Raw genomic sequence first — 14,209 nt, forward strand, 5'->3', positions numbered from 1 at the left:
CCACTATGCACAGCCCTCAGCCGTTGACCCGTGATCTTGTGTTTGTAGGCGGCGGGCATGCTCATGCGCTGGCGTTGCGGATGTGGGGCATGAAGCCGCTTGCGGGCGCACGCTTGACGTTGATCAATCCGGGGCCGACGGCGCCTTATTCCGGTATGTTGCCTGGCCATATTGCAGGTCACTATACGCGGGACGATCTGGAAATCGATTTGGTTAAGCTGGCGCGGTTTGCCGGAGCGCGGCTGATCATGGCACCGGCCACGGCGATTGACCCGCAGGCCCGCACAATCACCGTTCAAGGGCGAGGCGAGATCGGCTATGATGTTGCCTCTCTGGATGTTGGCATTCACGGCGAATTGCCCAATATCAAAGGGTTTTCCCAACATGGGGTCGGGGCCAAACCTCTGGATCGCTATGCGGCGCAATGGGCGTCGTTTCTGAACCGCGTTGAGGGCGCTCTCACACCAGAAGTGGTGGTGATCGGGGGCGGCATCGCTGGAGTAGAACTTGCCTTGGCAATGGCGCATGCGCTGAAGGCCAAAGGGGCGGTTCCCAAGGTCACGGTGCTTGAGGCCTCAGACGAAATCGCGCGCGAGGCGGCGGGGGCGGATGTGGCTTTGCGCAAGGCGATGGTGAAGCATGGGGTGAAAGTTGAGACAGGCGCGACCGTGGTCGAGGTGGCCGCGGATGGTGTGACCCTGTCGGACGGGCGGCGTGTGGCGAGCCAATTCACGGTGGCTGCCGCCGGCGGGTTTGCCCATCCGTGGCTGGCGCGCGCGCCCTTGCCGCTGACGGATCAGGGGTTCGTGCGGGTTGATGACCACCTGCGGGCCGAAGGATTTGACGATCTGTTTGCCGTTGGGGATTGCGCGGATATGGTCGGCAATCCACGTCCAAAGGCGGGGGTTTTCGCGGTGCGGGCTGCGCCGGTTCTGGCCCATAATTTGCGGGCGGCACTGACCGGCAAAAAATCGAAACCGTTCAAGCCGCAGGAGGACTATCTCAAGCTGATTTCCTTGGGAGGGAAGAAGGCGTTGGCGGCGAAGTTCGGACGCAGTTTCGCAGGCACTGGTGTCAAGGCACCGTTGTGGCGTTGGAAGGACCGGATCGACCGCAAGTTTATGCGCCAGTTTGACCGTTTTCCGGTGATGAAGGCCGCAGTCCCGCGCGAAGTAGCACTTGGGCAGCGGCTGGAGCAGCCTTTGTGCGGTGGCTGCGGCTCCAAGGTGGGGGCCGGGACATTGGCCAGTGCCTTGCAAGACGTGCCCCGTGTTGGTCGGGCGGATGTTCTCACGGGGCCGGGTGATGATGCGGCGGTGTTGCGGGTTGGCGGCGCAATCCAGGTGATGACCACCGACCATTTGCGCGCCTTTATCGACGATGCCGGCCTGATGGCGCGGATCACAGCCGTTCATGCGCTGGGAGACATCTGGTCCATGGGCGCCGCGCCACAGGCCGCGCTTTTGTCGATCACTTTGCCGCGGATGGCAGAGTCGCTTCAGGCCCGCACGATGGCGGAGATTTTGCGTGAGGCAGGGGATGTTCTGTCCGGCAGCGGGGCCGAGATTGTCGGCGGGCACTCCACGATGGGGGCGGAGCTGACCATGGGTCTCACGCTGACCGGATTGCTGGATGGCGCGGCCATTTCCAACGCAGGCGCAAGGGCGGGGGATGCGCTGGTTCTGACGCGGCCGATCGGGTCGGGCACGGTTTTGGCGGCGGATATGCAGGCCCGCGCAGGCGGGCGCGATGTGGCGGCGATGTTGGCGACAATGGCCACACCTCAGGGGGACGCGGCAGCGGTTTTGCAGGATGCGCATGCGATGACGGATGTGACCGGTTTCGGATTGGCAGGGCACTTGATGGCAATCTGCCGTGCATCAGAGGTGGCCGCGGAAATCGATCTGGATGCGGTGCCGGTTTACGCAGGGGCCGAGGCGTTGGCCGCAGGCGGTCATCGCAGCACGATTTATCAGAGCAACGCCGATGCCGCACCGGTATTTGGAAATCACAGCGCCAAGGCCGCGTTGCTGCATGATCCGCAAACGGCAGGCGGTCTGTTGGCAGCGGTTGCGGCAACAGAGGCCGAAGCGCTGGTCACGCAGCTGCGCGCGCTTGGCCATGAGGCAGCAGTGATCGGGCGGTTCAGCGGCGGGCCGGCGTCTATTGCTCTGAAGCAATGATCCGCGCGGCGGTCTCAGTGAGGGTGGTCTCTGAAAGGTCAGGCAAATCCATCGGCTCCGCATCCGGCGCATGGGCGCGGGAAATGCGGGTGTAGCGCGGGTCGTAGTGGGTTTTGATGAGCTGCTCGGCAAGAGTTTCGAAGGTGCCCGCCGCGGCGAGTGCGCGCCAGTCGGCAACCTGCTCGTGGCCGTGGTAGCGGGCGAGTTGCTCCAGAACCGCATCCAGTTTATCCGCGTCATCCAGCATGTCGGGATAGGCCGTCAGCAAGTGGTTTGTGCGCGCAGCAAGCGGCGCGGTAAGGCGTAGGTTAGGGGCCTGTATCATAGCCTGCCAAAGGGTAGGCGGAATGATCAGGCGGCCGATTTTGGAACTTTCGGCCTCCACATAGACTGGGCGGGTGGGGTCAAGACGAGCCATACCCATAGCAAGACGGCTTTCAAAAGCTTTCTGGCTGGGCTGGCGGTCGCCCACGGACCCAAAGAGTGATCCGCGATGCTCTGCCATACCTTCGAGATCCAGCACCTGCGCACCCTGTTGTGCGAGGTGATGCAGCAGGCGGGTTTTGGCGGTGCCGGTGCCGCCGTCAATCACCACAACGGGGCAGGGCATGTCGGAGCTGTATAGTGCGCGGGAGACAAGGCGGCGGTAGGCCTGATAGCCGCCCTCGACCGTGTCGGCACGCCAACCGATTTGTTTGAGGATGATGGCGACGGAGCCGGATCGTTGACCGCCGCGCCAGCAATAGACCAGCGGCTTCCAAGCGCCCTCTCGGTCTGCGAGCGGGCCTTCGAGATGGTGCGCCATGTTGCGAGAAACGATGGCGGCACCGATTTTGCGGGCTTTGAACGGGTCTTCCTGAACGTAGATCGTGCCGACGCGCGCGCGTTCGTCGTTGCTCATGGCGGGAAGATTGATGGCGCCGGGAATGTGGTCTTCGGCGAACTCGGCAGGGGAGCGCACATCGATGATCTCGTCAAAAGGCAGCTTTGCCAGATCGGCAAGTTTGGTCAGCGCGAAGGGCATCAGCAGGCGTCCGGTTGGAAACGTTGGCCTTGGTATAGTGGATTGCGGCGGAAGGGGAAGGGGCGGAGGCTTTCTCTGTTGCGCCGGCTTCTTGCATGGGCTGCGCCTGATCCCCCTTTAGGGAAGGCGCAGCCTTTGATTTAGAACGCGTTCATGGTCAGAAGTTCGTATTCCGCGACCTGTTCGTCGTCCTGATTTGTCAGGGTAACGTGCCAGCGGACCTCGCCGTATTCGTCGTTGCGCTTGGTCTTTTTCTTCACCGTCAGGCGGACCTTGATGGCGTCGCCGGCTGAGACCGGTTTCATAAAGCGCAGGCCGTCCAGGCCGGTGTTGGCCAGAACCGGCCCTTCGTTGGGCTCCACAAAGAGACCCGCGGCAAAGGACAGCAGCAGATAGCCGTGCGCGACGCGGCCCGGGAAGAAGGGGTTCCGCTTGGCAGCAGCGTCGTCCATGTGGGCATAGAACGTGTCGCCGGTGAAATTGGCGAAATGTTCGATGTCCTCTAGCGTCACTGTGCGCGACGCGGTGTGGAGCGTTTCCCCCACGGCCAGCTCGCCGAATTTGCGGGTGAAGGGATGTTCGCCTGCGTCGATCTCGGTCGCTCCCGCCACCCATTGGCCAGTGACGCCGGTCAGGATGTCGGGGCTGCCTTGGATGGCTGTGCGCTGCATGAAGTGTTTCACCGCGCGGATACCGCCGAGTTCCTCGCCGCCGCCAGCGCGCCCGGGGCCGCCATGCACCATATGGGGCAGGGGGGAGCCGTGACCGGTGCTTTCTTTCATGCTGTCGCGGTTGTTGAAATAGATCCGCCCGTGGAAGGCGCCTGCGCCCAAGGCGACCTCGCGGGCGACCTCGGTGTCGTGCGTGATGACGGAGGCCACAAGCGAGCCCATACCGCGATTGGCCAGTGCAATAGCGTGATCAACGTCGCGATAGCTCATGACGGTGCTGACAGGGCCGAACGCCTCGGTGTCGTGCACGGCGGAGGCGGTGTCGGGGCTGTCGCAGTAAAACAGCATCGGCGGGACAAAGGCGCCTTTTTCAGGATCAGCGCCCTCGACCGCGAAATCGTCAGGATCGCCAAAGACGCGCGTGGCCTCGGTCGCGAGGTGGGCGGCTTTTTCAAGCACGTCGCGTTTTTGGCCGGCGGAAACCAGAGCCCCCATGCGTGTGGTTTCAAGGCGGGGATCGCCGATGGCGGTTTTCGCAAGGCGGGCGGAGAGCGCGTCAATCACGGCCTCGGTGACGGAGGCTGGTGTGATGATGCGGCGAATGGCGGTGCATTTCTGGCCCGCTTTGGTTGTCATCTCGCGGCTGACTTCTTTGATAAAGAGTTCAAATTCCGGCGTATCCGGCGTTGCGTCTGGGCCGAGGATGGAGCAGTTGAGGCTGTCGGCCTCGGCCGTAAAACGCACGGAGTTGCCGAGGATTTTTGGATTAGAGCGCAGTTTCAGCGCGGTGTCGGCAGAGCCTGTGAAAGCCACGGCATCCTGACAGGTCAGATGATCGAGCATGTCGCCAAGCCCGCCTGAGACAAGTTGCAATGCGCCGTCTGGCAGGATGTTGCTCTCGACCATGATTTTCACTGCGAGTTCTGTGACATAGCACGATGACGTCGCCGGTTTGACAATGGCCGGAACACCCGCAAGCAACGTGGGAGCGAGTTTTTCCAACATGCCCCAGACCGGAAAGTTGAAGGCGTTGATGTGTACCGCGACGCCTTGCAGGGGGGTGCAGATGTGCTGGCCCAAGAAGGTGCCGTTGCGCGAGAGGTGCTCGATTTCGCCGTCCACAAAGACTTGGCTGTCGGGCATCTCCTTGCGGCCTTTAGAGGCAAAAACCAGCATGGTGCCGATGCCGCCATCGATGTCGATCGCGTGATCTGCCTGTGTCGCACCGGTATTAAAGGAAAGCTCGTAGAGCGCGTCGCGGTGTTCGCGCAGGTGCAGCGCCAGTGCTTTGAGCATGCGGGCGCGGTCGTGGAAGGTCATGCGGCGCAAGGCTGGCCCGCCCACGTCACGCGCATAGGCCAGCATGCCTTGCACATCGAGCGCATCGTTGCCTGCGCTGGCGATCACATCGCCGGTGATGGCCGAGGCGATGTTGCGCGCCCCTGCGCCCGGGGCGACCCATGCGCCCTTGGCAAAACTGGAAACATTTTGAATGGTCATGACGTGCTCTCCCCTTGACGACTCGGCCGTGTTGCGCATTTATTGACCAACCGGTCGGTCAATGCAAGTGGACGGACGGTGGTGATTGGAGGATAGCATGGCAGAGATGACGGCGCAGGAACGGGCGGAGAAATCTGCCGAGGCGATGTGGGGTCCGGATCAAGCAAGCCAGTTTCTGGGCATGCAGATTGCCGAGATCGGCGAAGGCACGGCAACCCTGACGATGACCGTGCGGCCTGAGTTTTGCAACGGGCACGGCATCTGTCACGGCGGGCTGACGTTCACGCTGGCAGACAGCGCGTTTGCCTTTGCCTGCAACAGCCGCAACCAAGCCACCGTGGCGCAGCACAACCAGATCAGCTATCTCGCACCCGGGCGCGAAGGCGATGTTCTGACAGCTCATGCTCGTGAAGTGAGCCTAAGCGGCAGAAGCGGGCTTTATGATGTGACGGTGACCAATCAGGATGCTGTTGTGATTGCGGAATTCCGCGGCGCGAGCCGCGCGATCCGTGGTCATTTGTTTGAAGAATAAGACGCAGAACTGGGGGAGGAGTGCGCCAATGAAAGATCTTACACCACGGCGCGAGGAGCTGGATCCGATCGAGATCGCCTCGGTGGACGAAATTCGCGGACTTCAGCTTGAGCGGCTGAAATGGTCTCTGCGTCATGCCTATGACAACGTGCCCATGTACAAACAGCGGTTTGACGAGGCAGGGGTGCATCCCGATGACCTCACTTCGCTGGCTGATCTCGCGAAATTCCCATTTACCTACAAAGATGATTTGCGGGCGAATTATCCGTTTGGGCTGTTTGCTGTGCCGCGCGAGAAAATCATGCGCCTGCATGCGTCCTCCGGCACCACCGGCAAGCCGACGGTTGTGGGGTATACGGCGAAGGACATCGATAACTGGGCCGATCTGGTGGCGCGCAGCCTGCGTGCGAGCGGCCTGCGGGCCGGTGACATTGTTCACAACGCCTATGGGTATGGTCTGTTTACGGGTGGGCTTGGCGCGCACTACGGGATTGAACGCCTTGGTGCGACCGTTGTGCCGATGTCGGGTGGGCAAACCGAGAAACAGGTGGGCCTGATCACGGATTTCCAGCCTGACGGGATCATGGTGACGCCGTCCTATATGCTCAATATTCTGGAAGCCTTTCACAAGGCTGGTATCGATCCGCGTGAAACCTCATTGTCGGTGGGTGTCTTTGGGGCCGAACCGTGGACCGACAGTATGCGCCGCGAGGTTGAGGCGGCTTTTGACATGCATGCGGTGGATATTTACGGCCTGAGCGAGATCATGGGGCCAGGGGTGGCGAACGAATGCGTTGAAACCAAGGACGGGCCGGTGATCTGGGAAGACCATTTCTATCCCGAGATCATTGATCCGGTGACTGGGGAGGTTGTGGAAGACGGGCAGGAAGGGGAATTGGTGTTCACCACCCTGACCAAAGAAGGCCTGCCAATGATCCGCTATCGCACGCGCGACCTAACCAAACTGTTGCCTGGAACGGCGCGGTCGATGCGGCGGATGGCCAAAATCACAGGGCGGTCTGACGATATGATCATCCTGCGCGGAGTGAACGTTTTTCCCAGTCAGGTGGAGGAACAGGTTCTGGCGACAGGGGGGCTTGCGCCGTACTATCAGATCGAGCTTTTCAAGTCCGGACACATGGATGCGATGCGGATTCATGTGGAAGCCATGCCAGATGCGATGGATAATCTGTCAAAAACCGCAGCAGCGCGGATGTTAAGCAAACGCATTAAAGATATCGTAGGTATTTCCACCGAAATCATCGTGGGAGACTCGGGTGATGTCGAACGCAGTCAGGGCAAGGCCCGGCGAGTCGTCGACAACCGGGATGTCGAACAGTGAAATAAGGAGCGAATTGTGGCGCGGACTATTGCAAAAGACCACGATCAAAAGCGCAGCCATATTCTGGACACTGCGGCCAAACTGTTTGCGACTGAAGGGTACGATCGTGTTTCGATGGTCAAGCTGGCTGAGGCCTGTGGGATCTCGAAGGCGAACATCTATCATTACTATGGCAGCAAGGAAGCGATCCTGTTTGACGCGCTTGAGACATACCTCGTCGGGCTCAGGGATCGCATCTGCGCGCTGGAGCTGTCTGAATTGGCGCCTGAAGAAGCGCTCTATCATGTGGTGCGGGAAATTCTGTTGGCCTATGAGGGCTCAGATGAAATTCACAGGGTTCAGACCAATAATCTTAGCAGCCTTAGCATCGAGCAGCAGGGTCTTCTGAAGTCGGTGCAGCGCGATCTTGTAGCCTTTGTCAACGACGTGGTGGAACGCAACGGCCAGAATGTCTTGGTGCATGATCAGGTCAAGCTGCGGGGCATCACGATGTCGATTTTCGGTATGCTCAATACCTATTACCTTTGGCAGCAGGGCGCGTCGCGCAAAGACCGCGAGGGCTATGCGCTTTTGGTCACGGATCTGGTTTTGCGGGGCATTCGCGGACTGTAACGGGCCTGAGGCGTGCAGGACGTGTGACCGCCACGATCAGCTTCAGGCGCGCGCGTGGGGCGGTGGAAAAACCGTGTCGTAGGTCCAATTGAAGATATAGGCGTAGATCACAAAGAAGATCGACAGGCCGACGTCGAGCACGAAAGCGTGCCACAGCGAAATCTCGAGCCACCAGACCGCCAGCAGGGTGCCTGCGATCAGCAGACCGACCTCAAACAAGATGGCATGCGCAACGCGTAGCAACGGTGTACGCGGTGCGAAATTGCGAACACGCCTGTCCCAAAGGTCAAAAAGCCAGTTGTAAATCAGGTTCCACAACATCGCCAAGAGGCTCATCATGAGACCAAAGGCGCCGAACATTTTCACGTCGAATTCGGAAAACAGCGTCGCGCCCGCAACCAGCAGGAACAGCGCGATGCCTTCAAACAGGACCATATGACGGATGCGATCTGCAAAGGTGCGCATGTGACGGGACTTTCGTTGAGCTTGCCGGAGGGCACGGGCGTGGAGTGCGCCCTAAATTGAGCGGGATCAGACGAAAGGCAAGCCTGTCGCGCAGGATTTTCTTCCTTGCGGAGCGGCAGGTGGGGAAAATCGCCTTTGCCAGAAAGGCTTTGCAGCGTTATTTTGCGCTATTGATACAATTTATGGTGTTATTATGGTTTTTAGGAACATGGCAGTATTTGCTGTCGCGCTGGGCTGTTTGAGCCCCGCTGTGGCCAAAGCGGACCCGTCATTCGGGTTTGGTATCAGCTATACTTTTGATGGTGACGTGGCATTTGGCGTGAGGGTGTTTTCCGATGATCGCGCGGAGCGTGGTGCACTGTCTCTTGGGCTTGATTACAAATTCCGCAGCAAAGGTTGGCGGCCAAACGTCGGCGCCGCTTATCTGGATGAAGATTTCTTTGTGGATCTCAGTCTGGGTTATGACTTCAATACGCAGGGGCTGGATTTTGGCGCGGGTCTTGGATTGACCAGCAACGTCAACGCACCAGGTACCGCAGGTGCAACCGTGGTGCCAAGCCCGGGGCCTGGCACCGACGCGGGTTTCTAGGGCGCGGTTATTGGTCGTAGTCTACCACCACATTGTCGGTGAGTGGGTAGGACTGGCAGCTTAGAATGTAGCCTTTTTCGACCTCATAGTCCTCAAGCGCGTGGTTGGTTTCCATTTCCACTTCGCCCTCGATGATGCGGCATCGGCAGGTGGAACACACCCCCGCCTTGCAGGCAAAGGGGGCATCCAGATTGTGCGCGCGTGCGGCATCAAGGATCGATGTGTCGCGATCCATTTCCACCGTTTGCGTCGCGCCATCAAGCGTGATTTTGGCTGTGACCGCTTTGGCGTCGGCCGAAAGGCTGGCGGCGCGGCGTTTGGCGCGGCCGGGTTGGCCGGAGGCGAAGAGTTCGAATTTGATCTGCTCTTCCGCGAGGCCATGGTCCTTCAGCGCCTTGGCAATGCCGAGCATCATCGGCTCAGGTCCACAGATAAAGGCAGTGTCGATTGCGGTGATGTCGATCCAGCCTGTCTTGAACAGCTGCGCGCATTTCTCCTCGGTCACGAGGCCAGTGAAGAGGTCGATCTCTTGTGCGTCGCTTTCGAGCACATGGATCACGTTGAAGCGGCCCATGTAGATGTTCTTGAGGTCTTCGAGCTCGTCGCGGAACATGATCGTGTGTACGCCTTTGTTGGCGTAGATCAGGGTGAAGGAACTTTGCGGCTCACCTTTCAGCGTGGTCTTGATCAGGGACAGAACCGGCGTGATGCCGGAGCCGCCGGCAAAGCCGAGGTAGTGTCTTTCGCTCGCTTCATCGAGCTCGGTGAAAAAGCCGCCCATCGGTGGCATGGCTTGTACGGTGTCGCCGACCTGAAGTTCGGTGTTGGCCCAAGTGGAAAACGCCCCGCCGTCAACGCGCTTGATGCCGACTTGCAGGATGCCGTCATCTTTACCGGCGCAGATCGAATAGGAGCGGCGCAGCTCTTCGCCGTCAAAATCGCGTTTGAAGGTCAGGTATTGGCCTTGGGTGAAGTCGAAATGCTCGGCGGCACCATTGACGGGGGCCAGCGTGACGACGACGGCGTCGCGGATGGTTTTGTGAATGTCGGTGACCTTGAGGTCATGAAAGCGCGGGGATTGGGCCATCGGGGTCTCTCCTCAGATGCACTTGAAATAGTCAAAGGGTTCTAGGCAGGCGGTGCAGCGCCATTGGGCCTTGCAGGGGGTGGAGCCGAATTGGCTCATTTTCTCAACGTGTTGGCTGCCGCATTGCGGGCACTTGTCGGGGCCGCCAGCGGGTTGCGGCGGGGCGATGCCGTAAGCTTCCAGCTTGTCGCGACCGGATTGGGTCATCCAGTCGGTGGTCCATGCGGGGCTGAGTTGGCGGCGCAGCTCAAGATTTTCGACACCGTGGCCGCGCAGGGCGGTTTCGATGTCCAGGTTGATGATGCTGGTCGCAGGGCAGCCCGAGTAAGTTGGCGTGACCGTGACCACGAGTGTCTCGCCCTCGTAGGCCACGTCGCGGATGATGCCGAGGTCGGTGAGGGAAATCACCGGAATCTCGGGATCAGGCACGGCGTGTAGCCAGTCCCAAACGGTGTCGGTGGAGGGGCGGGGCATCATTGATCTCCCGACCGGCGGAACGCCGGGCAGCGCCCAACCGCCCCCATGGGCGGGCGCTTCGCTTCCGCCCGCGGTCGGGCGCCGCCCTTTATGGTTGCTCGCGACGGCAGCATCGACTTACCAGCTGGCCCCCGGATAGGCCCGCTGCAGCCATTGCATCTGTGTCAGCAAATGGCCGAGGTGTTCGGTGTGGGTGGCCCCCGTGCGTCCGCCGAGATGGGCGAAGTCACCCTCGGGGATGGTCAGCGTGGCCTCTGCCATCACGTTGCCCACAAGCGCGTCATATTCCGCGCGCAAAGAGGCGGGATCGGGCGCGATGCCTGAGGCGGCCATCGCGGCGTCCACCGCATCACTGGCGAAGATTTCGCCCACATAGGGCCAGAGTTTGTTGAGTGCCGTTTGCATCCGCGCGTGGCTTTCCTCAGTGCCGTCACCAAGGCCAACCACCGTGTCAGCGGAGCGTTCCACGTGATAAGCCGCTTCTTTGCTGGCCTTCTCGGCAATCTCGGCAACGCGCGGGTCGCTGGATTTTGCAAGGCGGGGAAGCAGGATCGATTGATAGGCGTCATACAGGAACTGGCGCATCAGGGTCTGGCCGAAATCGCCGTTGGGCAGTTCCACCAGCAGGATGTTGCGGAAGTCCCAGACATCGCGCAGGAAGGCCAGATCGTCGGCGGTCTTGTCGCCAATCACCTCGGCGGCATAGCCAAGCCAGAGTTGCGTTTGCCCGATCAGGTCAAGCGCCGTGTTGGCGAGCGCGATGTCTTCTTCAAGCACCGGCGCGTGGCCGCACCATTCGCTGACGCGATGGCCCAGAATGAGGCTGTTGTCGCCCATGCGCAGCAGGAACTGCGCGAGCATTTCCTTGTCTACGTTTGCCATCACATGTGCCCCACTTCGTCAGGAATGTCGAAGAAGGTCGGGTGGCGGTAGACTTTGGATTCAGACGGCTCATAGAGCGGGCCTTTTTCCGACGGCGACGACGCGGAAATGTTGTTGGCTTCCACCACCCAGATCGAAACACCTTCGTTGCGGCGGGTGTAGACGTCGCGGGCGTTCTTGATCGCCATTTCGGCATCTGGCGCGTGCAAGCTACCGACGTGACGGTGGCTCAGGCCGTGCTGGCCGCGAATGAAGATTTCCCAGAGGGGCCATTCTTTAGACATGAGGTGTCTCCTTATTCTGCGGCGGTTTTGGCGGCGCGTTTTTTCTCGGCATGGGCCATCAACCCGTCGCGCACCCATGCGCCGTCGTCCCAAGCCTTGTTGCGGGCCTCGAGGCGGTCGGTGTTGCAAGGGCCGTTGCCCTTGAGCACGTTGAAGAACTCGGTCCAGTCCGGGTCGGAATAGTCGTAGCCGCCCTTGTCCTCGTTCCACTTCAGGTTCTCGTCGGGGATGGTCAGGCCAAGGTATTCGGCCTGTGGCACTGTCTGATCCACAAACTTCTGGCGCAGCTCGTCGTTGGTGTTCATCTTGATTTTCCACGCCATGTTTTGTGTGGAATGCACGGATTCCGCATCCGAGGGGCCGAACATCATCAAGGACGGATACCAGAGGCGGTTGAGCGCATCCTGTGCCATTTTCTTTTGCGCCTCGGTGCCCTGCGCCATCTTCATCATGATGTCGTAGCCTTGACGCTGGTGGAAGCTCTCTTCCTTGCAGATGCGGATCATCGCGCGGGAATAGGGGCCGTAGGAAGTGCGTTGCAGCGGCACTTGGTTCATGATTGCCGCTCCGTCAACCAGCCAGCCGACGGCGCCGATGTCGGCCCAGTTGAGTGTCGGGTAGTTGAAGATGGAGGAGTATTTCATCCGACCGTCCAGCAGCATTTCGGTCAGCTCATCGCGGCTCACGCCCAGCGTTTCGGCGGCGGCGTAAAGGTAGAGGCCGTGGCCCGCCTCGTCCTGCACCTTGGCGAGAAGGATCATCTTGCGCTCCAGCGTGGGGGCGCGGGTGATCCAGTTGCCTTCCGGAAGCTGGCCGACGATTTCGGAATGCGCGTGCTGGCCGATCTGGCGGATCAGGGTCTTGCGATAGCCCTCGGGCATCCAATCGCGCGGCTCGACCTTGATGTCGGCGTCGATTTTCGCCTGAAACTCGGCGAGCTTCTCGGGGTCGTCCTTGGACGCCTCGGACTTGATCATCTGTGCGTACATTTGGGTCTCCTCCTACTGGGGGACGGGCTTACACCCGCTCCAAAATCAGGGCTGCGCCTTGGCCGACGCCGACGCACATGGTGCAGAGCGCATAACGCCCGCCGGTGCGTTTGAGTTGGTAAGCTGCCGCCATCACCAGACGCGCGCCGGACATGCCAAGCGGGTGGCCAAGAGCAATCGCGCCGCCGTTGGGGTTCACGTGGGCCGCGTCGTCCGCGACGCCAAGTTCGCGCAGGGACGCGAGACCCTGAGCGGCGAAGGCTTCGTTCAATTCTATCACATCCATCTGCTCGATGGTGAGGCCCGCACGATCCAGCGCCTTGCGGGTGGCTGGCACGGGGCCGATGCCCATGATGCGTGGCTCGACACCGGCGGAGGCCATGCCGACGATACGCGCCATCGGGGTCAGGCCATTTTTCGCGGCGGCGGCTTCGCTGGTGATCAGAAGTGCTGCGGCGCCGTCGTTCACGCCGGAGGCATTGCCCGCGGTCACGGTCAGGTCTGGCCCGTTCACGCCGCGCAGTTTTGCCAGTTTGTCGGCACCTGTGCCCGGACGCGGGTGTTCGTCGGTGTCCACCACCAGATCGTCGCCTTTGCGCTGCGGGATGGTCACGGGGGTGATTTCGTCGGCAAAGACGCCAGCCTCATGCGCGGCGGCCCAGCGGGCTTGGGAGCGGGCGGCGAAGGCGTCTTGATCGGCGCGGTTGATGTTGTAATCCGCTGCAACGTTGTCAGCGGTCTGCGGCATCGAGTCGACGCCGTATTGCGCCTTCATCTTTTTGTTGATGAAGCGCCAGCCGATGGTGGTGTCAAAGACTTCGGCCGCACGCGAAAAAGCTGTGGTGGCCTTTCCCATCACAAAGGGCGCGCGGCTCATGCTTTCTACGCCGCCCGCGATCAGCATGTCCTGATCACCCGCGCGGATCGCACGCGACGCCATGCCAACCGCATCAAGGCCGGAGGCGCAGAGACGGTTGATGGTGGCACCTGGCACGTCGGTCGGTAGGCCCGCCAGAAGCGCGGCCATGCGGGCCACGTTACGGTTGTCTTCGCCCGCCTGATTGGCGGAGCCGTAAATCACGTCATCCAAGCTGGCCCAGTTGACCTGCGGGTTGCGCGCCATCAATGCGGCGATCGGCAGGGCGGCCAGATCATCCGTGCGCACCGAAGACAGCGCGCCGCCGTAGCGACCGATCGGAGTTCGGGTCGCATCGCAGATGAAAGCTTGGGTCATGTTTCCTCCTCAGGGTCGTTCTGCGGTCCTGTTCGCTGTGAGACCGTTTTTCGGGGGTACTTGGCCACGCGATTCGATGCAAGAATTAAGTTACATCTGACGCACCTATTTCAAAAATATGTAACGCAATGGGGGATTCACCCTGAATTCTCGCGTTTATTTTGTGGCCAAGGGTTTGATGGTTTTGAGGGGCTGCCACTGCGGCAAGGCACGTGTTTGGCCCCTTGTCACAAAGGTATATTCCAGCGGCATAATTTAGGATCAACGTAGGTTGGATTATGGCGGGATCACGGACAAAGAGTTAAATGTATTTGCTTTTTTGAATGTGACTGAAAGAC

Annotated in this window: 14 protein-coding genes; 5 read left to right on the forward strand and 9 right to left on the reverse strand. The window is 60.5% G+C overall.

What is annotated here, in order from left to right; translation table 11 throughout:
* The first annotated feature begins 5 nt into the window (after nucleotides 1-5).
* The gene (gene selD / locus BM069_RS00135) at nucleotides 6-2,183 is read left to right on the forward strand and encodes a selenide, water dikinase SelD (protein ID WP_093318763.1); all 2,178 of its coding nucleotides are present in this window, start codon (nucleotides 6-8) and stop codon (nucleotides 2,181-2,183) included.
* Here selD and mnmH read toward each other — a convergent pair.
* Nucleotides 2,164-3,207, reverse strand: coding sequence for a tRNA 2-selenouridine(34) synthase MnmH (gene mnmH / locus BM069_RS00140; RefSeq protein ID WP_093318766.1), 1,044 nt, complete (start codon nucleotides 3,205-3,207; stop codon nucleotides 2,164-2,166). The two genes, selD and mnmH, sit on opposite strands and share 20 nt — an antisense overlap.
* 140 nt (nucleotides 3,208-3,347) lie before the next feature.
* The gene (paaZ, locus tag BM069_RS00145) at nucleotides 3,348-5,378 is read right to left on the reverse strand and encodes a phenylacetic acid degradation bifunctional protein PaaZ (protein ID WP_093318777.1); all 2,031 of its coding nucleotides are present in this window, start codon (nucleotides 5,376-5,378) and stop codon (nucleotides 3,348-3,350) included.
* Between the two features lie 106 nt (nucleotides 5,379-5,484).
* On the opposite strand from paaZ, the gene paaI reads away from it, so the two are divergent.
* From paaI to BM069_RS00160, 3 genes are read left to right on the forward strand one after another with little or no spacing between them, the layout of a single operon-like run.
* Complete coding sequence (gene paaI / locus BM069_RS00150; protein ID WP_093321124.1) at nucleotides 5,485-5,910, forward strand: hydroxyphenylacetyl-CoA thioesterase PaaI; 426 nt, start codon at nucleotides 5,485-5,487, stop codon at nucleotides 5,908-5,910.
* A gap of 28 nt (nucleotides 5,911-5,938) precedes the next feature.
* The gene (gene paaK / locus BM069_RS00155) at nucleotides 5,939-7,252 is read left to right on the forward strand and encodes a phenylacetate--CoA ligase PaaK (RefSeq protein ID WP_093318779.1); all 1,314 of its coding nucleotides are present in this window, start codon (nucleotides 5,939-5,941) and stop codon (nucleotides 7,250-7,252) included.
* Nucleotides 7,253-7,267: 15 nt separating this feature from the next.
* Nucleotides 7,268-7,864, forward strand: a complete 597-nt coding sequence (locus tag BM069_RS00160; RefSeq protein ID WP_093318782.1) for a TetR/AcrR family transcriptional regulator — start codon at nucleotides 7,268-7,270, stop codon at nucleotides 7,862-7,864.
* 42 nt (nucleotides 7,865-7,906) lie between these two features.
* Here BM069_RS00160 and BM069_RS00165 read toward each other — a convergent pair whose 3' ends face one another.
* Entirely contained in the window at nucleotides 7,907-8,329 is a 423-nt protein-coding gene (locus BM069_RS00165) for a PACE efflux transporter (RefSeq protein ID WP_093318785.1), read from the reverse strand.
* Nucleotides 8,330-8,537: 208 nt separating this feature from the next.
* On the opposite strand from BM069_RS00165, the gene BM069_RS00170 reads away from it, so the two are divergent.
* Nucleotides 8,538-8,918, forward strand: coding sequence for a hypothetical protein (locus BM069_RS00170; RefSeq protein ID WP_139216106.1), 381 nt, complete (start codon nucleotides 8,538-8,540; stop codon nucleotides 8,916-8,918).
* 7 nt (nucleotides 8,919-8,925) lie between these two features.
* On the opposite strand, the gene BM069_RS00175 is transcribed toward BM069_RS00170, so the two are convergent.
* From BM069_RS00175 to pcaF, 6 genes are all read right to left on the reverse strand, one after another.
* Nucleotides 8,926-10,005, reverse strand: coding sequence for a 2Fe-2S iron-sulfur cluster-binding protein (locus tag BM069_RS00175; RefSeq protein WP_093318790.1), 1,080 nt, complete (start codon nucleotides 10,003-10,005; stop codon nucleotides 8,926-8,928).
* Between the two features lie 12 nt (nucleotides 10,006-10,017).
* Entirely contained in the window at nucleotides 10,018-10,479 is a 462-nt protein-coding gene (paaD, locus tag BM069_RS00180; protein WP_093318792.1) for a 1,2-phenylacetyl-CoA epoxidase subunit PaaD, read from the reverse strand.
* A 120-nt stretch (nucleotides 10,480-10,599) separates the two neighbouring features.
* Nucleotides 10,600-11,364 carry a 1,2-phenylacetyl-CoA epoxidase subunit PaaC gene (paaC, locus tag BM069_RS00185; RefSeq protein WP_093318796.1) on the reverse strand — a complete coding sequence of 255 codons (765 nt, stop codon included), beginning with the start codon at nucleotides 11,362-11,364 and terminating at the stop codon, nucleotides 10,600-10,602.
* Nucleotides 11,364-11,648 (reverse strand): 1,2-phenylacetyl-CoA epoxidase subunit PaaB, encoded by a 285-nt coding sequence (gene paaB, locus BM069_RS00190; RefSeq protein ID WP_093318798.1) that lies wholly within the window; start codon nucleotides 11,646-11,648, stop codon nucleotides 11,364-11,366. The genes paaC and paaB overlap by 1 nt, the downstream gene beginning before the upstream one ends.
* A gap of 11 nt (nucleotides 11,649-11,659) precedes the next feature.
* Nucleotides 11,660-12,637, reverse strand: coding sequence for a 1,2-phenylacetyl-CoA epoxidase subunit PaaA (paaA, locus tag BM069_RS00195; RefSeq protein ID WP_093318800.1), 978 nt, complete (start codon nucleotides 12,635-12,637; stop codon nucleotides 11,660-11,662).
* A gap of 28 nt (nucleotides 12,638-12,665) precedes the next feature.
* A complete protein-coding gene (pcaF, locus tag BM069_RS00200) occupies nucleotides 12,666-13,871 on the reverse strand; it encodes a 3-oxoadipyl-CoA thiolase (protein ID WP_093318802.1) in 1,206 nt (401 codons plus the stop codon).
* Nucleotides 13,872-14,209 lie beyond the last annotated feature (338 nt).

The organism is Shimia haliotis (genome assembly GCF_900114415.1).
Classification (GTDB): domain Bacteria; phylum Pseudomonadota; class Alphaproteobacteria; order Rhodobacterales; family Rhodobacteraceae; genus Shimia; species Shimia haliotis.